This window comes from Candidatus Sarcina troglodytae, assembly GCF_015708635.1.
GTDB lineage: Bacteria > Bacillota > Clostridia > Clostridiales > Clostridiaceae > Sarcina > Sarcina ventriculi.
The window spans coordinates 1730722-1755769 of record NZ_CP051754.1 but is presented as its reverse complement, the minus strand read 5'-3'; the positions used below and the strand labels follow the sequence as shown (position 1 = coordinate 1755769).

At 28.5% G+C, this 25048-nt stretch carries 24 protein-coding genes; 20 read left to right on the top strand and 4 right to left on the bottom strand.

Going from position 1 to position 25048, the window contains the following annotated elements:
• The first annotated feature begins 13 nt into the window (after positions 1-13).
• The 14 genes from queA to aspS all read left to right on the top strand — a co-directional run bounded on the left by queA (position 14) and on the right by aspS (position 15636).
• Positions 14-1039 (top strand): tRNA preQ1(34) S-adenosylmethionine ribosyltransferase-isomerase QueA, encoded by a 1026-nt coding sequence (gene queA, locus HH195_RS07990; protein ID WP_196370683.1) that lies wholly within the window; start codon positions 14-16, stop codon positions 1037-1039.
• Between the two features lie 39 nt (positions 1040-1078).
• On the top strand, positions 1079-2221 hold the full coding sequence (gene tgt, locus HH195_RS07985) for a tRNA guanosine(34) transglycosylase Tgt (RefSeq protein ID WP_055259253.1): 1143 nt from the start codon (positions 1079-1081) through the stop codon (positions 2219-2221).
• A gap of 32 nt (positions 2222-2253) precedes the next feature.
• Positions 2254-2517 (top strand): preprotein translocase subunit YajC, encoded by a 264-nt coding sequence (gene yajC / locus HH195_RS07980; RefSeq protein WP_055259251.1) that lies wholly within the window; start codon positions 2254-2256, stop codon positions 2515-2517.
• A 202-nt stretch (positions 2518-2719) separates the two neighbouring features.
• Complete coding sequence (gene scfA, locus HH195_RS07975) at positions 2720-2860, top strand: six-cysteine ranthipeptide SCIFF (protein WP_055259249.1); 141 nt, start codon at positions 2720-2722, stop codon at positions 2858-2860.
• A gap of 78 nt (positions 2861-2938) precedes the next feature.
• Positions 2939-4300: a thioether cross-link-forming SCIFF peptide maturase gene (scfB, locus tag HH195_RS07970; RefSeq protein ID WP_058992180.1), complete on the top strand. Its 1362-nt coding sequence runs from the start codon at positions 2939-2941 to the stop codon at positions 4298-4300.
• A 121-nt stretch (positions 4301-4421) separates the two neighbouring features.
• Positions 4422-5681: a protein translocase subunit SecD gene (gene secD / locus HH195_RS07965; RefSeq protein ID WP_196370681.1), complete on the top strand. Its 1260-nt coding sequence runs from the start codon at positions 4422-4424 to the stop codon at positions 5679-5681.
• On the top strand, positions 5674-6546 hold the full coding sequence (gene secF / locus HH195_RS07960) for a protein translocase subunit SecF (protein ID WP_196370679.1): 873 nt from the start codon (positions 5674-5676) through the stop codon (positions 6544-6546). Before secD ends, secF begins: the two co-directional genes overlap by 8 nt.
• Positions 6547-6731: 185 nt before the next feature.
• Entirely contained in the window at positions 6732-7583 is an 852-nt protein-coding gene (locus HH195_RS07955; RefSeq protein WP_196370676.1) for a DHH family phosphoesterase, read from the top strand.
• A 39-nt stretch (positions 7584-7622) separates the two neighbouring features.
• Positions 7623-8141 (top strand): adenine phosphoribosyltransferase, encoded by a 519-nt coding sequence (locus tag HH195_RS07950; RefSeq protein ID WP_055259239.1) that lies wholly within the window; start codon positions 7623-7625, stop codon positions 8139-8141.
• A 123-nt stretch (positions 8142-8264) separates the two neighbouring features.
• A complete protein-coding gene (locus tag HH195_RS07945) occupies positions 8265-10478 on the top strand; it encodes a RelA/SpoT family protein (protein ID WP_196370674.1) in 2214 nt (737 codons plus the stop codon).
• 24 nt (positions 10479-10502) lie between these two features.
• Positions 10503-11117, top strand: a complete 615-nt coding sequence (locus HH195_RS07940; RefSeq protein ID WP_058992174.1) for an MBL fold metallo-hydrolase — start codon at positions 10503-10505, stop codon at positions 11115-11117.
• Positions 11107-12552: a coproporphyrinogen III oxidase gene (locus HH195_RS07935; RefSeq protein ID WP_196370672.1), complete on the top strand. Its 1446-nt coding sequence runs from the start codon at positions 11107-11109 to the stop codon at positions 12550-12552. The genes HH195_RS07940 and HH195_RS07935 overlap by 11 nt, the downstream gene beginning before the upstream one ends.
• 19 nt (positions 12553-12571) lie before the next feature.
• Entirely contained in the window at positions 12572-13819 is a 1248-nt protein-coding gene (gene hisS / locus HH195_RS07930) for a histidine--tRNA ligase (protein WP_055259231.1), read from the top strand.
• A gap of 17 nt (positions 13820-13836) precedes the next feature.
• Positions 13837-15636 carry an aspartate--tRNA ligase gene (gene aspS / locus HH195_RS07925; RefSeq protein WP_196370670.1) on the top strand — a complete coding sequence of 600 codons (1800 nt, stop codon included), beginning with the start codon at positions 13837-13839 and terminating at the stop codon, positions 15634-15636.
• A 19-nt stretch (positions 15637-15655) separates the two neighbouring features.
• Here the strand turns inward: aspS and HH195_RS07920 are convergent, their stop codons facing one another.
• A complete protein-coding gene (locus HH195_RS07920; protein ID WP_371811641.1) occupies positions 15656-16210 on the bottom strand; it encodes a threonine/serine exporter family protein in 555 nt (184 codons plus the stop codon).
• The gene (locus HH195_RS07915) at positions 16207-16974 is read right to left on the bottom strand and encodes a threonine/serine exporter family protein (protein ID WP_196370668.1); all 768 of its coding nucleotides are present in this window, start codon (positions 16972-16974) and stop codon (positions 16207-16209) included. Before HH195_RS07915 ends, HH195_RS07920 begins: the two co-directional genes overlap by 4 nt.
• 215 nt (positions 16975-17189) lie before the next feature.
• Between HH195_RS07915 and glyA the strand changes: the two genes are divergently transcribed.
• The 3 genes from glyA (at position 17190) to ymfI (ending at position 20258) form a co-directional block, all read left to right on the top strand.
• A complete protein-coding gene (gene glyA / locus HH195_RS07910; RefSeq protein WP_196370666.1) occupies positions 17190-18422 on the top strand; it encodes a serine hydroxymethyltransferase in 1233 nt (410 codons plus the stop codon).
• A gap of 141 nt (positions 18423-18563) precedes the next feature.
• On the top strand, positions 18564-19499 hold the full coding sequence (locus tag HH195_RS07905; RefSeq protein ID WP_196370664.1) for a dipeptidase: 936 nt from the start codon (positions 18564-18566) through the stop codon (positions 19497-19499).
• A 15-nt stretch (positions 19500-19514) separates the two neighbouring features.
• Entirely contained in the window at positions 19515-20258 is a 744-nt protein-coding gene (ymfI, locus tag HH195_RS07900; RefSeq protein WP_196370662.1) for an elongation factor P 5-aminopentanone reductase, read from the top strand.
• Between the two features lie 122 nt (positions 20259-20380).
• Here ymfI and HH195_RS07895 read toward each other — a convergent pair whose 3' ends face one another.
• On the bottom strand, positions 20381-21895 hold the full coding sequence (locus HH195_RS07895; RefSeq protein WP_243278495.1) for a sensor histidine kinase: 1515 nt from the start codon (positions 21893-21895) through the stop codon (positions 20381-20383).
• A gap of 2 nt (positions 21896-21897) precedes the next feature.
• Positions 21898-22569, bottom strand: a complete 672-nt coding sequence (locus tag HH195_RS07890) for a response regulator transcription factor (RefSeq protein WP_196370660.1) — start codon at positions 22567-22569, stop codon at positions 21898-21900.
• 94 nt (positions 22570-22663) lie between these two features.
• On the opposite strand from HH195_RS07890, the gene HH195_RS07885 reads away from it, so the two are divergent.
• Genes HH195_RS07885 through HH195_RS07875 form a run of 3 tightly spaced genes read left to right on the top strand, consistent with a single transcriptional unit; the run spans position 22664 to position 25048 of the window.
• On the top strand, positions 22664-23908 hold the full coding sequence (locus HH195_RS07885) for a M16 family metallopeptidase (RefSeq protein ID WP_055259217.1): 1245 nt from the start codon (positions 22664-22666) through the stop codon (positions 23906-23908).
• 5 nt (positions 23909-23913) lie between these two features.
• Positions 23914-24555 (top strand): recombination regulator RecX, encoded by a 642-nt coding sequence (recX, locus tag HH195_RS07880; RefSeq protein WP_055259215.1) that lies wholly within the window; start codon positions 23914-23916, stop codon positions 24553-24555.
• 4 nt (positions 24556-24559) lie between these two features.
• Positions 24560-25048 carry a hypothetical protein gene (locus HH195_RS07875; protein WP_196370658.1) on the top strand — a complete coding sequence of 163 codons (489 nt, stop codon included), beginning with the start codon at positions 24560-24562 and terminating at the stop codon, positions 25046-25048.

Genomic DNA, 25048 nt, shown 5'->3' with positions numbered 1-25048 from the left:
GAAGGTGAATTTTATGAAAGTAAGTGATTTTGACTTTTATTTACCAGAAGAGTTAATTGCGCAATGTCCTTTAAAGGAAAGAGATTCTTCAAGATTTATGGTGGTAGATAGAAAAACTGGTGAAATAGAACATAAGGTATTTCATGATGTGATAGATTATTTAGAAAAAGGGGATACTTTAGTTTTAAATAACACTAGAGTAATGCCAGCAAGATTAATTGGAGAAAAGGAAGAAACTGGTGGGAAAATTGAGTTTCTTCTTTTAAAGAGAATTGAAGGAGATAAATGGGAGTGTCTTGCAAAGCCAGGTAAAAAGGCAAAGGTAGGAGCTATGTTTACCTTTGGCGAGGGAAAACTTAAAGCTGTGGTTAGAGATATAGGTTTAGAAGGAAATAGAGTAATTGAGTTTATTTATAATGGTATTTTTGAAGAGATATTAGATGAACTTGGACAAATGCCACTTCCTCCTTATATTCATGAAAAACTAGATGATAGGGAAAGATATCAAACAGTTTATTCAAAAGAAAAAGGCTCAGCAGCAGCACCAACTGCGGGACTTCATTTTACTGAGGAGCTTTTAGAAAAAATAAGAGAAAAAGGTGTAAATATAGCATTTGTAACTCTTCATGTTGGTCTTGGAACATTTAGACCAGTAAAGGTTGAATCTATTGATGAACATATAATGCATTCAGAGTATTATGAATTAGATGAGGAAAATGCAAAAATAATAAATGACACTAAAAAAAGGGGAAACAGAGTTATTGCTGTTGGAACAACATCTACAAGAACTTTAGAGACTATAGGAAATGAAAATGGAGAAGTTAGAGCACAAAGTGGGTGGACTAATATATTTATATTTCCAGGATATAAGTTTAATATAGTTGATGCTCTTATAACAAATTTTCATCTGCCAGAATCAACTCTTATTATGTTAGTTTCAGCATTAGCTGGAAAAGAAAATATAATGAATGCTTATAAAAAGGCAGTTGAAGAAAAATACAGATTTTTCTCTTTTGGTGATTCAATGTTTATAAGATAAAAATAATATAAATATAAAAGTAAAGGACGTGAATTTAAAGTGGCAATAAAAAGATACACACTTCTTAAAAAAGATGGTAAAGCAAGAAGAGGTCAGTTTGTAACTCCTCACGGAACTATACAAACACCTGTGTTTATGAATGTAGGTACTCTAGCTGCAATAAAGGGCGCAGTTTCCTCAATGGATTTAAAAGAAATAGGGTGTCAAGTAGAGTTATCTAACACATATCATCTTCATTTAAGACCAACAGATAAAGTTGTTAAACAATTAGGAGGTCTTCATGAGTTTATGAATTGGGATAGACCAATTCTTACAGATTCAGGTGGATTTCAAGTTTTTTCTTTAGCTTCAATGAGAAAGATAAAAGAAGAGGGCGTTTATTTTAATTCTCACATAGATGGTAGAAAAATATTTATGGGGCCTGAAGAAAGTATGCAAATTCAAAGTAATTTAGCTTCAACCATAGCTATGGCTTTTGATGAATGTATAGAAAATCCAGCACCTAGAGATTATGTGATAAATTCAGTAAATAGAACGACAAGATGGCTTGAAAGATGTAAAAAAGAAATGGATAGATTAAACTCTTTAGATACAACTATAAATAAAGAGCAATTATTATTTGGTATAAATCAAGGTGGAACTTATGAGGATATAAGAATAGAGCATGCTAAGGAAATTGCAAAAATGGACTTAGATGGCTATGCTATTGGTGGCTTAGCAGTTGGTGAGAGTCATGAAGACATGTATAGAATAATAGATGCAGTAGTACCTCATCTTCCAGAGGATAAGCCTATATATTTAATGGGGGTTGGAACTCCAGAAAATATATTAGAAGCAGTTTCAAGGGGAGTAGATTTTTTTGATTGTGTTTTACCTGCAAGAAATGGAAGGCATGGACATGTGTTCACAAGTCATGGTAAAATAAATCTTATGAATGCAAAATTTGAGCTTGATAAAAGCCCAATAGATGAGGGATGTCAATGTCCTGCATGTAAAAATTATACAAGGGCATATATAAGACATTTATTTAAAGCTAAAGAAATGTTAGCTATGAGGTTATGTGTTCTTCATAATCTATACTTTTACAATAAGCTAATGGAAGATATAAGAGCTGCTATAGACGGTGATTATTTTGAAGAATTTAAGGCTAAGAAGTTAGAAGAGTGGAGTAGAAGAGCTTAACATATTTTATAAATATTTTAAGGAGGAGCAGAATGAGCATACTAGAAACAATAGGGCCTTTTATACTTATGTTTGTTGTATTCTATTTTATCTTAATAGTTCCAGAAAAAAAGAGAAAAAAGAAATACGGCGAAATGTTAAATGAATTACAAGCTAATGATAAGATTATAACTAGAGGTGGTATAATCGGTAAAATTATAAAGGTGACTGACGAAAGTGTAGTTATCGAAACAAGTTCAGATAGAACAAAATTAGAAATAACAAAACAAGCAATTGGTACAAGAGTAGAAAAATAATGTTTTAAAGTCTTCTTTATTAAAAAGAAGGCTTTTTTTATAAGTATTTTAAATAATATGAAGTATTAATGTTATTTAATTGGAATAATTTTGAATAAAAAGTTATATGTATATTGTAATTGATGTTATGAAAAAAAACTTTGAAAAAAATATAGTACATGCTATAATGTTTAAGTATAGTTAGGAAATGGAGGAATGTCTAATGAAACGTATAAAAACAATAAACAAGTCAAGTTTAAAGAAAAGCTTATGTAAGCCAGCAGACTGTAGAGAATGTGCTAACTCATGCCAATCAGCATGTAAAACATCAGCTACAGTAGCAAACTTAGCTTGTGAAAATTAATTATAAATAGAAATAATATTTAAATGTTGGCAGCAACTTATAGTTGCTGCCATAGTTTTAGTTTAGGAGGAAAAAGCGGTGGCTTTAGTTCATAAATTTATTCAAGATGGAGATTATTATTTAATTGATGTAAATTCAGGAAGTGTTCATATTATAGATGAACTTATTTATAATATGGTAGGAGAAGATGAGTTACTAGATAAAGAAGATGTTATAAACAATCTTAAAGATAAATGGTCTAAAGAGGAAATAGAAGAGGCTTATGAAGAGTTATTAGACCTTGTGAAGGAAGAAGTACTTTATTCAAAAGATTTGTATGAAGAGATAGCTATGGCGGGAGATGAATCAGAATCTTACATAAAAGCTCTTTGCTTAAATGTTGTCCATGATTGTAATTTAAGATGTAAATATTGTTTTGCTGATGAAGGAGAATATAAGGGTTGTAGAAAACCTATGAGTGCTGAAGTGGGTAAAAGAGCAATAGATTATGTCTTAGAAAACTCAGGAAATATAAAAAATATAGAAGTAGATTTATTTGGTGGAGAACCTTTAATGGTATTTGATACTATTAAAGAAATAGTTGATTATGCTAAAGAAAAAGATAAACTATATAATAAAAATATAAGATTTACTATGACCACTAATGCAACATTATTAAATGATGAAATCATAGATTATATAGATAAAAATATGGGAAATATAATTTTATCTATAGATGGAAGAAAAGAGGTTAATGATAATGTTAGAATAAGGGTTGATGGTTCAGGTTGTTATGATAGAATTCTTCCTAATATAAAGAAAATGGTTGATAGGCGTGATCCATCAAAACAATACTATGCTAGAGGAACATTTACAAGAGAAAATACAGATTTCTTTGAGGATGTTATGGCACTTGCAAATGAAGGGTTTAGCGAAATATCAATAGAACCTGTTGTTCTTCCAGATAGTCATAATCTTTCAATTAGAAGGGAAGATTTACCTAAAATATATGAACAATATGATATGTTATATAAAGAAATGTTAAGACGTGCAGAAAATAATGATAATCCATTTAAATTCTATCATTTTAATATAGATTTAAATGGTGGTCCATGTGTATATAAGAGAATAGCAGGATGTGGTGCAGGACATGAATATGTTGCTATAACTCCAGATGGAGATATTTATCCATGTCATCAATTTGTAGGTAATGAAGAGTTTTTACTTGGAAATATAAATTCTGGAATAAAAAATAAAAATTTATCTAAAGACTTTAAAAATGCTCACATATACAATAAACCAAAATGTAAAGAATGTTGGGCAAGGTTCTATTGTAGCGGAGGATGTCAAGCAAATAACTTTAACTTTAATGGAGATATTCATGTTCCTTATGAAATAGGATGTGAAATGCAAAAGAAGAGAATAGAATGTGCTATAGCTCTTAAAGCTAAAACTATGTAATTAAAAAATAATTTTTGTTGCCACATATTGCTATGTGGTAACAAATAAAATATAATTTACACTATACATAATATATACAAAAAAGATATAATATGTATATAAATTACAGAGGGGGAGAAAGATGAAAACAAAAGTAACAGCTTTTACTGTGTTTATTATCTCCATAGCAATAATTGTATTCTTAGCATTTGCAGGATTTAAAGGTTTCACGATAAATGGATATCAGTTTAAAACTTTTAATGACATGATTACAAAAGGGTTAGATCTTCAAGGTGGAGTATCGGTGACAATGCAATTAGAAGGAGACAATATAACATCTAAGGAACTTGAACAAACTCAACAACTTTTATCACTTAGAGTAAATAAAGTTGGAGTATCAAATACATCAGTTACCACAGAAGGTAATAATAAAGTTGTAGTTAATATTCCAGGAGATTATGATTCAAATTCTATTCTTGATACTTTAACCACAACAGGACAGCTTACCTTTGTATCTCCAGATGGAAGTACTATATTAACTGGATCTGATGTAAGTAATGCTAGTGTTTATGTAAATAACAATGGTGAACCAGTAATAACACTTAAGTTAAATTCAAGTGGTACAGAAAAGTTTGCAGAGGCAACTAAGATCTACTTAGGTAAAAAAATAGCAATTGAAATGGATGGTGAAGTTTTAACAGCTCCAACTGTTCAATCAGTTATAAGTGATGGTCAAGCAACAATAACAGGAAGTTCATCACTTGCAGAGGCAAAAAAGGTAGCAGATATTATAAATGCAGGGGCTCTTCCAGTTCCAGTTAAAGTAGTTTCAGTAGAAACTATAGGAGCGCAACTTGGAGCATCAGCTCTTCCAAATGCTATGAAAGCAGGAGCAATAGGGGTTTTAGTAATATTCTTATTCATGATATTAAATTATAGATGGGCAGGATTTGTATCATCTATGGCGCTTAGTATATTTATATTATTAGTTCTTTATGCTTATGTTGGTGTAGGTGTTGTTTTATCACTTCCAGGAATAGCTGGTCTTCTTTTAACAATAGGTATGGCAGTTGATGCTAATGTTTTAATATTTGAAAGGATAAAAGAAGAATTAAGGCAAGGACGGAGTGTAAGTGCTGCAGTAAAACTTGGATTTCACAATGCATTAAGTTCAATAATTGATTCAAATGTAACAACTATCATTGTAGCTTTAGTTTTATATTATTTTGGTTCAGGAGAAGTACAAGGATTTGCATTAACATTATTAATAGGTGTTCTTATAAGTATGTTTACAGCTATAATAATAACTAGGTTCTTTATGAATTTAGCTGTGGATTCAAAATTATTTAACAAACCTTCAATGTTCGGAAGAATAAAGAGGAGGGATGATAATAATGATTAAGATAATAGAGCATAAAAAAATCTGGTTTTCAATATCTATAATAATAATAGTAATTGGATTTTTATTTGTATCAATAAGAGGCTTGAATATAGGTATAGATTTTCAGGGTGGAACTGAAATAACGATGAACTTTGGTCATAAGTTTAATAAGGCAGATGTTGATAATATAATTTATAAATATAATCCAGATGCTATTACAACAACAGCCAATAATGGAACAGAACTTGATATAAAGGCAACAAATTTTTCAACAGAAAAAACTAATGAGATGATTAAGGAAATTGAAAGTACATTTAATCTATCAAGTGATGCGTTGGTTTCTCAAAATGAAATAGGACCATCAATTGGACAACAATTAACAAAAGGTGCAATAATAGCTCTTAGTATAGCTGTTATTTGTATGCTTATATATGTTGCCATAAGATTTGAGTTTGCATATGGAATATCAGCAATTATTGCTCTTGCACATGATGCATTAATCACAATAAGTATTTATGCAATATTTAATATTCCAGTTAATACGCCATTTATTGCAGCTATCTTAACTGTAATTGGTTATTCAGTAAATGATACAATAGTTATTTTTGATAGAATACGTGAAAATAGAAAAAAAATGAAGGGTGAAAGTTTTGATAGTATAGCTAATAAGAGTTTATCTCAAACTATGTCAAGGTCAATAAATACAACCCTTACTACTTTAACAACAATAGTAGCTATGTATATTTTTGTGCCATCAATTAGAGATTTTGCTTTCCCTTTAATAATAGGTATAGTATCTGGTGGATGTTCATCAATATTTATAGCAACTCCTGTATGGTGTGTAATTAAAAATAGAAAATCAGCTAAAAAAATAAAAAAAGCTTAGTAAAAAAGTCACCTTTTATTGATTTAAAAGGTGATTTTTTTAATTAAAGTTAGTAATTTATATAAAAAATGAGTAAAAATAATAGATTATAAGATAAAAAGATATAATTTTGTAAAAATATTTGTAAAATATTTAGTTTTAAATTATAATATATGTGTTTTCTAAAATTTATGGAGGGGTTAATCATGCGAAAGGCTTGGGAGAGTATTTATTGCCCAAATTACATATCGGGATACAATCCATTTAACTTAAAAAATATGAATAAAGCCATAGAACGATTAGTTACTGCCATAAATAACAGAGAAAAAATTGTTATATATGGTGGATGTGATGTAGATTCAATATGTGGCATATCATCCCTATTATTAATATTAAAATATTTGAATGCTGATGTAGAATATTGTGTTAGCTATAAAGTTGGAGATAATTATGATATAGATGATAATATAATAAAAAATTATATATCTTTTTTAGGAGCTCAAGTTTTAATTACAGTAGGGTGTGGACTAATTGGAAAAGAGCAAGAACTCCTTTGTAATAGTTTAGGTATAGATTTAATCATAACAGAAAATAAAAAAGTAAAATCAATTTATGATTCTGTATATATAAATCCAAGTGAAAAGAATTGTTTTTATAGGTATAAAGATTTATCTAAAAGTGGTGTTATTTTTAAGCTTATGCAAGGAATAGCCATATATTATAATATGAAAAGTATAAATAAGTACTTAGACTTAATATTAATAGGAAGTATGTCAGAAAATGTTAATGATGTGGGAGAGAATAAAGTAATACTAAAGGAAGGTACAAAGTACCTTGAGAATACAAATAGTGTAGGATTAAGAGCTATAAAATCTTTTCATGGAATTAAAGAATTAAAAAAAGAAAACATTAATAAAATAATAGAAGAAATAACTCCTGCAGATAGTGTAGTTTGTAAAAAGGACAATGCTAAAATAATAGTAGAACTTTTAACTACAAATGATGAGGATAGAGCAGAACAAATAACTAAATATCTTTATAATGAAAAAAAAAGATAGATTTTTATAGATAAAGTCTATATATTTTGGAGGTTAAAAATGGATTTAAGAGAAAAGGTTAGAGTTATAGAAGATTTTCCAAAGGAAGGTATAAGCTTTAAAGATATTACAACTTTAATAAGTGATGGAGAAGCTTTAAAAGAAGCTGTAGATAAAATGGCAGAGTTTTTTAAAGATAAAAATATAGATCTTGTAGTTGGACCAGAAGCTAGAGGATTTATTTTTGGTGTTCCAGTTGCATATGCTCTTGGAGCTGGTTTTGTTCCAGTTAGAAAACCTGGAAAGCTTCCAGCTGATACTGTAAAGGTTGAATATGATTTAGAATATGGTAGTGATATCTTAGAAATACATAAAGATGCAATAAAGCCAGGTTTAAGAGTTGCTATAGTTGATGATTTACTTGCTACTGGTGGAACAATTGCTGCTGTAACTAAGCTTGTTGAGCAAGTTGGAGGAGAAGTTGTAGGATTATCTTTTGCTATAGAACTTGAAGAATTAAAAGGAAGAGAAAAGCTTAAAGACTACGATGTTATGTCATTATTAAAATATGATGTTTAATATTGTTGAAAATATAAAATTATTATAATATAATTAGATAAAATGGCTGGTTAAATAACCAGCCATTGGCTTTATTAAATGCTAAAATAAAGATAAAAATATTGAAAAGGGAGAATCATCTAAATGCTGGAAAATTTGATATCTAAAATAAAAACTAGTGGCAATAATGCAGATGTTGATATGGTAAAAAAGGCTTATAACTTAGCTTTTGAGGCCCATAAAGATCAAAAGAGAGAATCAGGAGAGCCATATATAATTCACCCAGTTAGTGTGGCTATTATTTTAACTGAAATGGGTATGGATACCAATACTATTGTTGCAGGATTACTCCATGATGTTATTGAAGATACAGATTATACCTATGATGATATTGCTAAAATATTTAATAAAGAAATAGCAAATTTAGTAGATGGAGTAACAAAGATAAATAAAATAAGATACAAAACTAAGGAAGAACAACAAGCTGATAATGTAAGAAAAATGCTTTTAGCTATGGCTCAAGACATAAGGGTTATAATAATAAAACTTGCAGATAGGCTTCATAATATGAGGACATTAAAATTTATGTCTCCTGAGAAACAAAAGCAAAAAGCCCAAGAAACTTTAGACATTTATGCTCCTATTGCGCATAGACTTGGTATGTCAAAGGTTAAATGGGAACTAGAGGATTTATGTTTAAGATATTTGCATCCAGATGAGTATTATAATTTGGTTAAAGACATTGCAGAAAAGCGAGTCGAGAGGGAAAAGTATATTTCATACATTATAGAGGAACTTAAGCAAAAATTAAAGTCTGCTAATATAGAATGTGATATAGAGGGAAGACCTAAACATTTTTATAGCATATACAGAAAAATGATAGATAAAAATAAAAGTATAGAGCAGATTTTTGATTTAACAGCTGTGAGAATACTAGTTGATACAGTAAAGGATTGTTATGAGGCTTTAGGAATAGTGCATACAATATACAAACCAATACCAGGTAGGTTTAAAGATTATATAGCTATGCCTAAGCCTAATATGTATCAATCACTTCATACAACTGTAATAGGTAAACAAGGAAAGACTTTTGAAATACAAATAAGAACTTTTGAAATGCATGAAACAGCAGAGTATGGTATTGCAGCTCATTGGAAGTATAAACAAGGTGTAAATTCTAATGATAAAGAGGAAAAAGGGCAAGGAAAAGAAGTAACAATAGCTAATAAATTAAGTTGGTTAAAAGAAATATTAGAATGGCAAAAGGAAGCCTCTGATGCAGAAGAATTTATGGAAGGATTTAAATTAGATCTATTTTCAGATGAGATATTTGTGTTTACTCCTAAAGGGGTTGTATTAAGTCTTCCAGCAGGAGCGACACCAATAGATTTTGCATATAAGATACATACTGATATAGGTAATAGATGCATTGGTGCTAAAGCTAATGGAAAGATGGTTACTTTAGATTATAAATTAAAAACTGGAGATATAGTAGAAATATTAACGACATCAACTCCTAAAGGGCCTAGTATGGATTGGCTTGGAATTGCAAAGAGTAATCAAGCTAGATCTAAAATAAAACAATGGTTCAAAAAGGCTAAAAGAGAAGAGAATATTGAAAAAGGAAAAGATGTTATAGAGAAAGAATGTAAAAGACGGTCAGTTAATTTTTCAGATATATGTAAAGGGATAGAGTATGAAAAATTATGTAAAAAATATCATTTGAATTCTTTAGAAGATTTATATGCAAATGTTGGAGAGGGCATTATAACAGCTTCAGTAATAATATTAAGGCTTAGAGGAGAGAATGCATCTCAAGATAAAATATTGCAAAACGAAAAAACTAATAAAGATATTGAGGAACAAATATCAAAAACAGAAAAAAATAATGCTAGTAATAAAACTATGAATAATGGGGTAACAGTAAAAGGTCTTAGTAATATAATGGTTAGATTTGCAAGGTGTTGCAACCCTGTTCCTGGAGATGAGATAGTAGGATATGTTACAAAAGGAAGAGGAGTTTCAATTCATAGGAAAGATTGTAGCAATTTTAAAAGCATAATTGAAAAGCAAAAGGAAAAAGTTGTTGAAGTTAGTTGGGGGAAAGCTGAGGGTACAGCATACGTGGCAGAGCTTCAGGTAAGAGCTGAAGATAAATTGGGACTTTTATCAGATGTTATGGTAATAATAACTCAAGCAGGACTTCCGTTAGTTTCTTTAAATGCTAAAACAGAAAAAAATAATACAGCAAGTATTAATCTTCAAGTAAAAATTGATGATATAGAGCAGTTAAGAATTTTGATAAAGAAAATAAAAGCTTTAAAAGGAATATTGGATGTTTATAGAGTAAATAATTAAATAAATAGCTTAGGAGGTTAAATTATGATAATAAAAACAGTTATAGCTGGAGTATATGATGAAAATTGTTATATAGCGATGGATGAAGAGACAAAAGAAGCAGTAATTATGGATCCGGGTGGAAATTTTGATAAAATAGTAGACGCCATAGAAAAAATGGGGGCAAATCCTAAATTTATATTATTGACTCATGGACACTTTGACCATGTAGGAGCAGTAGATGAGCTTAAAGGGAAATATGGTATAAAATCATTTATATCAGAAGATGATGAAAAAATGATAGATAAAAAGGAATCAGCTTTTGGACCATTAGAAAAAAGTGATGGATATATTCATGATAATGATATGTTTAAGATAGGAAATATAGAGATAAAAGCTATAAAAACACCAGGTCATACTCCAGGTGGAATGTGCTTTCTTATAGAAAAAAATTTGTTTTCAGGAGATACATTGTTTAGAGAATCTATAGGAAGAAGTGATTTTCCAGGTGGAAGTTTTAGTCAACTTGTGAATGGAATAAAAACTAAGCTTATGATTTTACCAGATGATGTAGTTGTTTATCCAGGACATAATGCGTCTTCAACTATAGGACACGAAAGAGTGAATAATCCATTTTTAGGAGATATGTATGCATATTAATATTTACTTAGATAATCTTAATTATAGATATGATGTTTATCAGATGTTTAATATATTTTATACTTTTCATGAATTAAAATTTGTAAATGAAGCAGATATATATGATTATAAAGTTGAAATAGGTGAAGAGTTTATAAAAGTATCGTCTAAAAATGATTCATATATAGAAAAAACAACAAAAGATGATAATTTTAAAGAGTGCTTAAAAAGATGTATTTTCAGTTTTTTAACTGCTAAATTGAAAGATTATTATCCTTGGGGAATATTAGTTGGTATAAGACCTAGTAAAATAGCCTTAAAAAAGTTAAATGAGGGAAAAACAGAAAAAGAGATTATAAATTATTTTGAAAGTAATTATTTAGCTACAAAAGAGAAGGCAAAGCTTTGTATTGATGTTGCAAAACGTGAGAAAGAATTTGTAAATAAGGATGAAAAGACAATTAGTATATATGTTGGCATGGCTTTTTGTCCAACAAGGTGTCTTTATTGCTCTTTTGCAGCTAACCCAATACAAGGAAGACTTAAAAAAGAGGTTGATAATTACATAAATGCTTTGAAGGTAGAAATTAAAGCTATAAATAGTTATGTAAGAGAGAAAGGTTTAAAAATAGAAACAGTTTACTTTGGTGGAGGAACTCCAACGTCAGTAAGTAATGAACAATTTGAAGATTTACTAAAAGATATATATAATAGTTTTGTAAAAGATAAAAACTTAAAAGAGTTTACAGTAGAATGTGGAAGGCCAGATTCTATAACGAGAGAAAAGTTAGAAACAATGAAAAAATATGATGTTTCTAGGATATCTATAAATCCTCAAACAATGAATGATGAAACTTTAAAATCTATTGGAAGAAATCATAGTGTTAAAGATGTTATTGATAAGTTTAATCTAGCGAGGGATTTAGGATTTGATAATATAAACATGGATATAATAATAGGACTTCCAAATGAAGGGATAAGTGAAATTGAGAATACTTGTAATTTAATAAAAAAACTAAGACCAGATAGTTTAACTATTCACGGAATGTCCATAAAAAGAGCATCAAGGCTTTATGAAAATCTTGTTCTTAAGAAGAGTTTAAAAATCGAGAATCAAGAGAATTTAAATATTATGTATGACATGAGTAAATCTTTATCAAAGGATTTAAATATGGAACCATATTATATGTATAGACAAAAAAATATGGTTGGCAATATGGAAAATGTGGGGTTTTCAGTTTTAGGAAAAGAATCTGTATATAATATACAGATGATAGAAGATAGTCAAACTATAATAGCAATAGGTGCTGATGCTGTTTCAAAGGTTGTTTATCTAACTGAAGGAAAAAATCGTATAGAGAGATTTGCAAATATTAAAGATGTTAAAGAATATATAAGTAGAATAGATGATATGGTTAAAGGTAAAATAGACCTACTAAATACTTTATATAAATAAAACTTAGGAGGTAGTTTTTATGGCTATTCAAGGGCAAAAAGGTACAAAGGATATGCTACCAAGTGAAGCTTATAAATGGAATTATATAGCGGATAAATTAAGAAAGATATCAGAAGAATATGGGATTCGTGAAATAAGAACACCTATGTTTGAGGCAACAGAACTTTTTGAAAGAGGAGTTGGAGAGACTACTGATGTTGTTCAAAAAGAAATGTATACTTTTGAAGATAAAGGTGGAAGAAGTATAACACTAAAACCAGAAGGAACTGCACCAGCTGTTAGAGCTTTTATAGAACATAGTCTGTATGCTGATGCACAGCCTACAAAAATGTTTTATTTTACAGATTGTTTTAGATATGAAAAAATGCAAAAAGGAAGACTTAGACAATTTCATCAGTATGGTATTGAAGTTTTTGGATCTCAAGAAGCTTCAATAGATGCCGAAATTATATCTTTGGTTATGAGGTCATTAGATGAGTTTGGAATAAAGGGTATATCACTTAATATAAATAGTTTAGGTTGTCCAAGTTGTAGAGCAAAATATAATGAAGCATTAAAGGAATATTTAAAATCAAATTACGATGATTTATGTGAAACTTGTAAAACTAGATTTGAAAAGAATCCTATGAGGATTATAGATTGCAAAGAAAAAAAATGCAAGGAAATAGTTAAAAATGCACCAATTATTCTAGACTTTATTTGTGATGAATGCAAAGAGCATTTTGAAAAATTAAAGAATTATTTGACGGCTATGGGAATTGAATATAATGTTGACCCTCAAATAGTTAGGGGATTAGATTATTATAGTAAAACTGTTTTTGAAGTTATAAAAGATGGCTTAACAATATGTGGTGGTGGAAGATACGACTACTTAGTTGAAGAAATAGGTGGACCAAAAACTCCTGCTATGGGATTTGGTTTAGGTTTAGAAAGACTTCTTTTAACTTTAGAAGAAGAAGGGATTAAAATAGAAGAGCCAAATAGATGTGATTTATTTATAGGTTCTATGGGAGATAATGCAAAGCTTAAAGCTATGAAACTTGCCTTCGATTTAAGAAAAGAAGGATTGAAAGTAGATATAGATCATTTAGGAAAGAGTGTAAAGGCACAAATGAAATATGCAAATAAAATAGGTGCAAGATTTACATTTGTAATTGGAGATTCTGAAATACAAGAAAATATGGTAAATGTTAAGAGAATGAGCGATGGAGAAAAATTCGAAGTTGCTTTAGATAATATAAAAAATATAGTAAATATATGTAGATAAAATAGGAGGAGTTAAAAATGGGTGAAGCTTTAAATGGACTAAAGCGTAGTATTATGTGTGGTGAAGCTAGAGAAAGTCATATAGGACAAAAAGTAACTGTAATGGGTTGGGTTCAAAGAAATAGAAATCTTGGAGGACTTCAATTCTTAGATTTAAGAGATAGGGAAGGAATACTTCAAATAGTTTTTAAAGATACTTTAAGCGAAGAAATATTAGCTAAAGCTAAGCAAATAAGACCAGAATATTGTATAGCAGTAACTGGAGAAATAGCTAAAAGAGAATCAATAAACAACAATATACCAACTGGTATGGTGGAACTTATTGCAGAAGGTGTTAAAATTTTATCTGAGTCAGAAACTCCACCAATATACATAAAGGAAGACTTAGATGCGGCAGAAAGTATAAGATTAAAATATAGATATTTAGATTTAAGAAGACCAGATATGCAAAAAATATTTGCAATAAGAAGTAAAACTACTAAGGCTATTAGAGATTATTTAGAAGAAAATAATTTCTTAGATATTGAAACACCAGTGCTTGGAAAATCAACTCCAGAAGGTGCTAGGGATTATTTAGTGCCATCAAGAAATTTTCAAGGTAAATTTTATGCGCTTCCACAATCTCCACAATTATATAAGCAATTATTAATGATGTCTGGTTTTGATAGATATTATCAAATTGCTAAATGTTTTAGAGATGAGGATTTAAGAGCTAATAGACAACCAGAATTTACTCAAGTAGATATGGAGTTAAGCTTTGTTGAAGAAGATGATATTATGGCTATTAATGAAGGACTAATTGCTTATGTATTTAAAAAAGTTGCAGGAGTAAATGTTAAACTTCCTATAAAGAGAATGAAATTTAAAGATGCCATGGAGAAGTATGGTAGTGATAAACCAGATTTAAGATTTGGAATGGAAATAACAAATATAACTCAAGATGTTAAGGATATGGATTTTGTAGTATTTAAATCTGCAATTGAAAACGGCGGAAGTGTTAGAGCTTTATGCTTAGAAAATGGAGCTTCACTTGGTAGAAAACAACTTGATAAACTGGGTAAATTTGTTAAAACTTATAAGGCTAAAGGTCTTGCATGGATACAATTAAAACCAGAAGGAATGAAATCTTCAATAGCTAAATTTTTAACTGATGATGTTACAAATGCAATAATTAATACAATGAATGCTAAGACAGGAGATGCTATTTTAATAGTAGCTGATAAAGATTCAGTAGTATTACCAAGTCTTGGAGCATTAAGATTACATTTGGCTAAAGAGTATGATTTAATTAAAGATAAAAGTGAGTTTAATTTCACATGGGTTACAGAGTTCCCATTTTTTGAATATAGTGAAGAAGAAGAGAGATTTAAAGCTTGTCACCACCCATTTACAGCACCTATGGATGAAGATTTAGAATTTGTAGAATCTGATCCAGCTAGAGTAAGAGCTAAGGCTTATGATTTAGTTTTAAATGGTGAAGAGTTAGGTGGAGGTTCAATTAGAATCCATGATACAGCTATTCAAGAAAGAATGCTTAAAGCGTTAGGTTTTACTAAAGAAAGAGCGTGGGAGTCATTTGGTTTCTTATTACAAGCATTAACATTTGGTGCACCACCACATGGAGGATTAGCATTTGGTTTAGACAGAATGGTAATGTTTCTTGCAGGAACTGAAAATATAAAAGATGTTATAGCATTCCCTAAAAACCAAAATGCATTCTGTTATTTAACTGAAGCTCCAAATGTAGTCGAGGAAAAACAATTAGATGAACTTGGAATTAAAGTTTCAGTAAGCGAAGAAAAGACAGTAGAAGAATAATAAAAAGACCAAGATTTAGTTAATCTTGGTCTTTTTCTATAGAAATATCATTTTTATCAATAACAGCACTGTTTCTAGTTGTTATTATAATTTCATCTAATTTATCATTTAGATTTATAGTTGAGTTATTTGATATGTTTTTTCTAGAGCGTAATATAAGTCTAGTAACAGAAGATATAAATATAACTCCAAGGGCTAATGAGCCAGCTGATAAAAGTGTAGATGAGGCTTTAGCCCAAGTAGCAGCAGCATCTCCATGAATTGCTTCATACATAGTGTAATACATGCCACCTCCTGGCACTAGTGGAATAAGAGCACATATTACAATTGTAGTTACAGGAGTTTTTAATATCCTAGCGCAAATTTCTGAATAAGTGCTAAAAACTAGTGCTGATACAAACATTGATGCAATAACAGAAAATCCAAGAAGAATTCCTCCTTCATACATAAACCAACTAATTCCACCACCAATACCTGCAAATATAAGATTTTTACCCTTTATGTTAAAAAGTATACCAAATCCCATAGTTGCTAAAAATGATGCAATAACTTCTAAAATAAATCTAATAATCATAAAGAACCTCCTAGAGCAATCCATAAGCTTAAAACAATACCAGTTCCAACGGCTATAGATATGGCAACGAAAAATGCTTCTGCAGCCCTTGTAAGCCCTGAAACTAAATCACCAGCTATAGTATCACGAATAGCATTTGTTATAGCAAGTCCAGGAACCAAAAGCATAATACCTCCAATTATTAATGTATCTAGGTTAGAACCAAAGCTAAGAGAATTAAATATAAGTGATATAAAGGCAGCGATAGCACCACCAATACAATTTATAAAAAAACCATCTATGTTAAGTTGAGCTGCTTTTTCTGTAAATAATTTTATAGCGATACCAACAAAAAAAGCTGCAATAGCATCTGTTATGTTTCCTTTAAATAAAAATGCAAAGCAACCAGCACCAACAGCTGAAGATAAAATAGTTGTGGTAAATGAATATCTTTTAATATTTTGTATTTCATTTAATTTTTCTTGTACCTCGCTAAGTGTAAAGTTATTTTTAGTTATTTGTCTAGAAAGATCATTTACAAGATGTATTTTTTGTAAGTCGATTGTTCTAGTCTTAACCCTTTTTACAAGGGTTGTGGTATATGAATTTTCATCACTTACAGATACCATAATTCCAGTTGGGGTTACAAAACTTTCAGCAAATTGAATTCCAAAGGCTGCACAGAATCTACATATGGTATCTTCAACTCTATAGGTTTCGCCACCACTTTCAAGTATTATTTGTCCAGCAAATGTAGCAACATGTAGTATTTTATTGATTTCCATTTTAACACCTCTATAAAGCCAAGAATAATAAATGTATTATAACATAGTATATATCTTTATTATAGAATAAATATAAAAATTTACATAATTATATAAAAAATAAAGGAATAATAATATGTTATCAATAATACTATTAAGAAAATATTATGAATAAATTTATTAAATAATATGATTTTTGTTGTAATTATAGAAAAATAAATTTGAGGGGTGATTTTGTGGATTTTTCAAATGTGCAAAGAACAGATAATTTAATAAGCGAGCTTATAAATAAGGAATTAAAAAGGCAACAGCAAAGTATTGAACTTATAGCATCAGAAAATTTTACAAGTAAGGCTGTAATGGAGGCTATGGGATCATATTTAACTAATAAATATGCTGAAGGGTATCCAAATAAAAGATATTATGGAGGGTGTTCTGTTGTTGATGAAATAGAAAATATTGCTATAGAAAGAGCGAAAAAACTTTTTAATGCAGAGCATGTAAATGTACAACCTCATTCAGGATCACAGGCTAATATGGCTGTATATTTTTCAGTTTTAAAGCCAGGTGATGTAGTTTTAGGGATGGATTTAAGTAATGGTGGACATTTAACACATGGATCATCAGTAAATTTTTCAGGTAAAATATTTAATTTTGTATCTTATAAAGTTAATAAGTATACAGAGGAAATTGATTATGAAGAGGTAAAGAAATTAGCATTGAAACATAAACCTAGAATGATAGTAGCAGGAGCCAGTGCATACTCAAGAAGTATAGATTTTGAGAAATTTTCAAGCATTGCTAAGGAAATAGGTGCTTATTTAATGGTAGATATGGCTCATATTGCTGGACTTGTAGCAACAAATTTTCACAAATCTCCAGTGCCTTATGCTGATTTTGTAACTTCTACAACACATAAAACGTTAAGAGGACCAAGAGGTGGGCTTATATTGTGTAAAAAAGAATATGCAAAAGTAATAGATAAGAACATATTTCCAGGGATTCAAGGAGGCCCACTTATGCATATAATAGCAGGTAAAGCTGTGTGTTTTAAGGAAGCATTAGAGCCTGAGTTTAAGCAATATATAAATCAGGTTGTGTTAAATGCTAAAATTTTGGCTAAATCATTACAAAATTATGGATTTAAGTTGGTTTCTAATGGAACAGACAATCATTTAATATTAGTTGATTTAAATAATAAAAATATAACCGGAAAAGAAGCTGAAAATATTTTAGATAGCATAGGTATAACGGTAAATAAAAATACGGTGCCTAATGAAACTAAAAGTCCATTTATAACTAGTGGAATAAGAATAGGAACTCCTGCTGTTACAACTAGAGGTTTTAAGGAAGATGATATGAGAGAAATTGCAAGTATAATAAATGATACTATAGAAAATAGAGGGAGAAATTTAAGTCAAATACAGGGTAGAGTTAATACTCTTTGCGAAAAATACCCACTTTATTAGTTAAAATAATATTGCTTTTAGAAGAAATCAAGTAATTTTTCTAAAGGCAATATTATTTTTAATAACATTAAGTCTTTAATTAAATATATTTTATTTAATGTACATATTTATAGTGTATAAATAATTTAAAAGGAATAATTTATGAAAGTTATAGATTTTCATTGTGATACAGCTTATGTTTTACTAAAAAATAAAGATAAGTCTTTAAGAGATAGTGATTTAAAAGTTAATGTAAATAGCTTAAAAAAAGGAAATTCCATTGCACAGTTTTTTGCTTTATTTATGGATGCTAAAGAGAATAAAGATAATTTTGAAACTTGCGTTAATATGCTTAATAACTTAAAAAATGAATTTAATAAAAATAAAAATGAAATAAGCCTATGTAAAAGTTATGGTGATTATAAAAATAATAAAATGAATGGTAAAATAAGTGCTTTTTTAACTATAGAAGGAGGGGAAGCTATAGGGAATAATTTGGATAATATTAATTATTTTAAAGATTTAGGAGTATCTCTTATAACTCTTACATGGAACTATGAAAATAATATAGGATATCCTAATTGCAATGATTATTATAAAACTAGAGGTCTTAAAAAATTTGGTATAGAGGCTATTGAGAGAATGAATGATTTAGGGATTATAGTTGATGTATCGCACTTGTCAGACGGTGGATTCTTAGATGTTTTAAGATATTGTAAAAAACCATTTGTAGCATCACATTCAAATTCAAGGTATATAAGAAATCATAATAGAAATCTAACAGATTCGATGATTAAATCATTAAGTAATAAAGGTGGAGTGATAGGAATAAATTTTTGTAATTCTTTTTTGGGAGATAGTAAAATTGCTAAAATAGATGATATGATAAAGCATATAGAGCATATAAAAAGAATAGGAGGGATTGATTGTATTTCTCTTGGAACAGATTTTGATGGAATTGAAAATGAAGTTGAAATAAAAAATATAGGAGAAATAGAAAAGCTTTATAATGAATTAAAGATAAGTGGATTTACTTATAATGAAATAGAAAAAATATTTTATAAAAATGCAGAAAGAATAATTAAGGATATTCTTTAAGTATTAGGAGGACATATGAACAAACTATCAGGAAAAGTAGCATATATAACAGGGGCATCAAAGGGGATTGGAGAAGCCATAGCTATAGAACTTGGAAAACTAGGTGCAAGTGTCATTGTTGGATTTAATAATGACTTGGAGGGAGCTAAAAGAGTAGTCAATACCATAAAAGAAAATAATGGATATGCAGTAGTTTTAAAGGGAGACATTTCAAAAAGTAATGATATTTTAGATATTAAAGATTTTATAGAAAAAAAATTTGGGAAATTAGATATACTTGTGAATAATGCAGGGATATCTAATTTAGGATTATTTATGGATTACTCTCTAGACGATATTGATAATCTTATAAATGTAAACTTGACAGGAACTATGAAGCTAACAAACGCTTTATTTGATTTAATAAGAGAAGGAAAAAATCAGAGCATAGTAAATATTTCTTCAATATGGGGAAATGTTGGTGCATCTTGTGAGGTTTTATATTCTGCGTCAAAAGGAGGAATAAATTTGTTTACTAAGGCTTTAGCAAAGGAAGTTGCTTCTTTAGGAATAAGGGTAAATGCGGTGGCTCCAGGGGTTATAAATACAAAAATGAACTCTTGGTTAAAAGATGATGAAAAAAAGGATTTAGAAGATGAAATTCCATTGAATAGATTTGGAGAAACATCTGAAATCTCAAAGGTTGTAGCATTTTTATGTTCTGATGATTCTAGTTATTTAACAGGACAAATTATAACAGTAGATGGTGGTATGCTTTAAAAATATAGTTATAAAAATTAATATATTTTCTAATGTAAAATGCTGATTTTAAAAAAGTTTAAAAATTCAATTCTTGTTTAAAATCAGCCATACATTAGATGATAAAATAAATTAAATAGTCATTAATTTTGCTGTTCTAGCGTCTTTTGTAATGTGAAATAAAATTTAACTCCATTTTTAGTATTTGTAACTCCAAAGTTGCTTTTATGGAGAGTTAGTATATTTTTTACAATAGATAATCCAAGACCAAAGCTTTTATTTGTTCTATTTCTAGATGAATCAATTCTATAAAATTGAGTCCATATTTGAGAAAGTTCATTTTCATTTATATGAGCTCCTGTGTTTTCGATAGAAAAATTCACAACAGAATCTTTCTCATAAATATCAACAATTATTTTATTTTCAGGTGGTGAATATTTTATTGCATTAGTAACAAAGTTTGATATAACCTGTTCTATCTTAAATTCATCACCAATAACTAGATAATTTGAGTTTATATTTGTTATGACTTCTAAATTATTGTTGTTTATATCAACAGAATTTTTAATCAATATTTTTTGGGTTAGTTTGCTAAGAGAAAAAGATGACAACATAATATCTGTTTTCCCATTTTCAAGTTTAGACAGTTCCAACATATCCATAACTAATTTATCCATTTTTTTTGCTTCATCTATTATTATATCAAGATAAACATCACGAGATTCCTCATCAGCTATACCATCTTTAATGCCTTCTGCGTATCCTGAAATTATTCCAATAGGAGTTTTAAGTTCATGGGATACACCAGCTATAAAATCTTTTCTAAGGTTTTCAAGGCGTCTTTCCTTTTCAACTTCTTCTTTGAGTTTAGCATTTTTTATTTTCAAATCTTCTAATGCATTATAAAGATTTTGCGATAAGAAATTTAAAGTTTTTGCAAGGCTACCAATTTCATCGTCACGTTCTACAGTACATTTTTCAGAAAAATCTAAGGCACTTAATTTTTTTGCTGTTTTATTTATACTAATTAAAGGCTTTGATATAAGGTCTGAATATATATAAGATAGTATAAGCCCAAGAGCAATAACAACAATTCCTATATATTTATAAAAATCCTGTATAACTTGAGTTGCTTCAGTGATATTTTGAAAAGAAGTAACTGCAATAACTATATAAGTCTTATTATTAGAGCTTGTAAAAGGTGCCATACAAACTATATATTTTGAGTTAGTGTTTGAACTGGCTAAAACTGTTGTAAAAACTTCACTAGAGTTTAAGATACTTTTTTCATAATATGGATCATTATATAGTTGATTAAATATTTTATTTAACGTTACAGTTATTTCTGAATCAGAGTTTGTTGGATTTGCTATATATTTAACCGTACCGTCAGTTGAATATATAGCGATTTTTGAATTGTTTTGAAACTCAAAGTTATTTAATGCAGTATATAAAGCTGAAGGATCATTTATATCATTTGAATAATATGAAACAAAGGTTTTAACGCTATTTGCTAAATTTGTGCTTTTACTATTTAAATAAAATTTTTGAAAAAACATTATTTGAAATAGCATTGTAAAAATTACAATAAATAATATGGTTCCGAAACTTATTAGAAAAAGTCTTTTAGAAATACTCTTTTTCATAGTTTTTCTCATACTTATTTCACCTCAAACTTATAGCCACTTCCTCTAACTGTTGCGATATAATTTGATTTATCTAATAGTTTTTCACGAAGTCTTTTAATATTAGTATCGACGGTTCTTATATCCCCATAATAATCAAATCCCCAAACATTGTCTAAAATTTTATCACGTGAAAGGGCAATTCCTTCATTAGAAGTTAAATATATAAGAAGATCATATTCTTTTGGAGATAAATAAATTTCATTATTATTTATAGTTACTTCATGAGATGATTTGTTTATTTTAAGTCCATTATATTCTGAAATATTCAAATCTTTAGGTGTATTAGCTCTCTTTAGCAATGCTTTAACCTTAGCTACAAGAACTTTAGTGCTAAAAGGTTTAGTTATGTAATCATCAGCACCTATTTCATAACCAAATAACTTATCTTCTTCTTGGCTTTTAGCAGTTAAAAGTATTACAGGTACGTTAGAAACTTTTCTTATAGCCTTGCAAACATTAAAACCATCTAATTTTGGCATCATAACATCTAAAACAATTAAATTTACATTATTTTGAGAAAATATATTTAAGGCTTCTTCTCCATCTGATGCTTCAAGGACAGTAAAACCATCTTTTTTTAGATAATCTCTAAGTAGAAATCTAAGTCTTACTTCATCTTCAACAATTAATATAGTATCATTCATAGTAGTACACCTCTAAAATCTTATTATTGCTTTTATTGCAACTATTATTATACAATGAAAATTAGAATTTATATAATATTTTAGGAGTGTTTTAATGAATAAATTAAAATTAGATAAAAATATCGCTCAATTACCAAATGGTATGACAGTTGTTACCATAAAAAAAGACACTATGTTAGTTGCTATAAATGTTGCTGTAAAAATTGGTTCTTTGTATGAAAAGGATGCAGAGAGGGGAATGTGTCACTTTATAGAACACATGATGTTTAAAGGAACTAAAGAAAGAAGTAATGAGGTTTTAAATGAAGAGTTAGAGTCTTTAGGAGGAGAATATAATGCGTATACTGATTATACATCTACAGTATATTCAATAAATTGTATAAATGATGAGATAGAAAATGCTATGAAGCTTTTAGGAGATATGCTGATTAATTCAACTTTTCCAGAGGATGAAATAGAAAAGGAAAAGGGTGTGGTGGTTGCTGAAATTAAGTCAAGTAAGGATGATGTAGAGGAGTTTAGCCTAAATAAAACTAATGAAATAGGCTTTTCTAAATCACCTTTAAGATATGATGTAGCTGGTCTTGAAAAAACAGTAGAAAAATTTACGAAAAATAGTATAATAGAGTTTTATAATAAGTATTATACTCCAGATAATTCTGTTGTGGTTGTTGTAAGTTCTTTAGAACATAACAAAATGTTAGATATAATTTCAGATAATTTTGGAATATGGGAAGGTAAATGTCATAAGAAAATAGAAATTGTAAAAGAAAAAAATAAACCTATAACAAGTATAACCCATAAAAAACATATAGAACAAAGTACGATAACGTATCTTTATTCATTAGTAGATATAACAAAAGAAGATGAATTACCACTTAAAATATTAAGTCATAAATTAGGAGATAGTGATAATTCAGTGCTGTTTAGAGAGCTTCGTGAAAAAAGAGGATTTGCATATGATGTGTACAGTTATTTAGATATAGGACATGATGTAAATATAATGAATATATTTGCGGCAGTATCTAAAGAAGATTTAAAGGAGAGTCAAGATATAATAGATACATCAATATCAAATATAAAAAATGAAATTATAGATTTTGATAATAAATCTTTAGCAATAATCAAAAAGATTCATAGAACTGCTGTTATATCAACGCTTGAAGATTATAGCGACTTATGTAGCTATGCTTTAAATCAAATTTTAGAGGGGGAAGATTTAAAAGATTTAGAAAAAAGTATAGAAGAGTTGGATAAAATAACCAAAGATGATATATATAGAGTTTGCAGAAAGTATTTAAATAATCCAACAATTCACATATTAAAATCTGAAAGGTAAATTTTATGGGTAAGATTACAAAAATTGAAGTTCAAAATAAGAATAAAGAAAGAGTAAATATTTATATAGATTATAATTTTTCATTTGCCTGTGATATTGAGTTTATATATAAATTAGGAATTAAGGTAAATGATTTTTTAGATAAAAGTGATATAGATGAAGTTTTAAAAGATGATGAGTTAAAAAAATGTAAAAATTCAGCTCTTAAAATAATTGAGAAATCATATAAAAGTAAGAAGGAGATGAGAGAAAAGCTATTAGCAAAAGGATTTACAAATGATATAATAAATAGTGTTTTAAACTTTTTAGAAGAATATAAATTTATAGACGATACGAAATATGCTACTTTATATATAAAAGATAAAATTAAAAATCAAGGAAGAAATAAAATTAAATATTCTTTAATTAAAAAGGGATTAAGTGAAGATATTATAGAGGAAAATTTAGAGTGTATTGATAAGGAATATGAAAAAGAACAAGCATTAAGTATTGCTATAAAAAGATATGAGATATTAAAAAAAAGAGAAGATGATAAATATAAATTATCTCAAAAACTTTTTAGATTCTTAGCTACAAAGGGGTATGATTTTGAGTGTTGTAGTGAAATTGTAAAAAAAGTTGTTAAAAGACAAGATATTTGGGAGTAGGTATATGGAAATAGTTATATTTATATTATCTGTTATTTTGTTTATATTTGTTTTAGCAGTAGAGTATAAAAAAAGATTTAACATAACAAGAATAAGAGGTAGCATTATAGAAGCATTTAATTATTTTTGCATATTTTTATCATTAATAGTTTCTTACATTATAATGAGTAATCTTAAAGAGATTGGTCAATTTATAACTTTATCTTTAGTTAGTTTAACAAGTTTAGTTAATGATTATATTTATTTTCCTTTAATATTTGCGATGATAATATTTTTCTTAATAGCATTTGCGGTTTATATTGTATTAAGGGTAATCTTAGCTTGTTTAGTTAGATTTGTAATAGGGCCAAGCTTAAATAAAATTCATCATTCACAAGAGAGAAGAACAGAAAAGTCTAAGCAAAGATTAGGCATGCTTTTAAACATTCCTAGAGCTTTATTTTATGCGTGTTTATTTTTTGTTATATTAAATGTTGTTGTGCATGTTGCATAA

Bases quoted from the DNA above. Each gene is read 5' to 3' on its own strand.
- queA (WP_196370683.1), top strand. From the start codon at position 14: ATGAAAGTAAGTGATTTTGACTTTTATTTACCAGAAGAGTTAATTGCG.
- yajC (WP_055259251.1), top strand. From the start codon at position 2,254: ATGAGCATACTAGAAACAATAGGGCCTTTTATACTTATGTTTGTTGTA.
- scfA (WP_055259249.1), top strand. From the start codon at position 2,720: ATGAAACGTATAAAAACAATAAACAAGTCAAGTTTAAAGAAAAGCTTA.
- secD (WP_196370681.1), top strand. From the start codon at position 4,422: ATGAAAACAAAAGTAACAGCTTTTACTGTGTTTATTATCTCCATAGCA.
- secF (WP_196370679.1), top strand. From the start codon at position 5,674: ATGATTAAGATAATAGAGCATAAAAAAATCTGGTTTTCAATATCTATA.
- HH195_RS07955 (WP_196370676.1), top strand. From the start codon at position 6,732: ATGCGAAAGGCTTGGGAGAGTATTTATTGCCCAAATTACATATCGGGA.
- HH195_RS07950 (WP_055259239.1), top strand. From the start codon at position 7,623: ATGGATTTAAGAGAAAAGGTTAGAGTTATAGAAGATTTTCCAAAGGAA.
- HH195_RS07945 (WP_196370674.1), top strand. From the start codon at position 8,265: ATGCTGGAAAATTTGATATCTAAAATAAAAACTAGTGGCAATAATGCA.
- HH195_RS07940 (WP_058992174.1), top strand. From the start codon at position 10,503: ATGATAATAAAAACAGTTATAGCTGGAGTATATGATGAAAATTGTTAT.
- HH195_RS07935 (WP_196370672.1), top strand. From the start codon at position 11,107: ATGCATATTAATATTTACTTAGATAATCTTAATTATAGATATGATGTT.
- hisS (WP_055259231.1), top strand. From the start codon at position 12,572: ATGGCTATTCAAGGGCAAAAAGGTACAAAGGATATGCTACCAAGTGAA.
- aspS (WP_196370670.1), top strand. From the start codon at position 13,837: ATGGGTGAAGCTTTAAATGGACTAAAGCGTAGTATTATGTGTGGTGAA.
- HH195_RS07920 (WP_371811641.1), bottom strand. From the start codon at position 16,210: ATGATTATTAGATTTATTTTAGAAGTTATTGCATCATTTTTAGCAACT.
- HH195_RS07915 (WP_196370668.1), bottom strand. From the start codon at position 16,974: ATGGAAATCAATAAAATACTACATGTTGCTACATTTGCTGGACAAATA.
- HH195_RS07905 (WP_196370664.1), top strand. From the start codon at position 18,564: ATGAAAGTTATAGATTTTCATTGTGATACAGCTTATGTTTTACTAAAA.
- ymfI (WP_196370662.1), top strand. From the start codon at position 19,515: ATGAACAAACTATCAGGAAAAGTAGCATATATAACAGGGGCATCAAAG.
- HH195_RS07895 (WP_243278495.1), bottom strand. From the start codon at position 21,895: ATGAGAAAAACTATGAAAAAGAGTATTTCTAAAAGACTTTTTCTAATA.
- HH195_RS07890 (WP_196370660.1), bottom strand. From the start codon at position 22,569: ATGAATGATACTATATTAATTGTTGAAGATGAAGTAAGACTTAGATTT.
- HH195_RS07885 (WP_055259217.1), top strand. From the start codon at position 22,664: ATGAATAAATTAAAATTAGATAAAAATATCGCTCAATTACCAAATGGT.
- recX (WP_055259215.1), top strand. From the start codon at position 23,914: ATGGGTAAGATTACAAAAATTGAAGTTCAAAATAAGAATAAAGAAAGA.
- HH195_RS07875 (WP_196370658.1), top strand. From the start codon at position 24,560: ATGGAAATAGTTATATTTATATTATCTGTTATTTTGTTTATATTTGTT.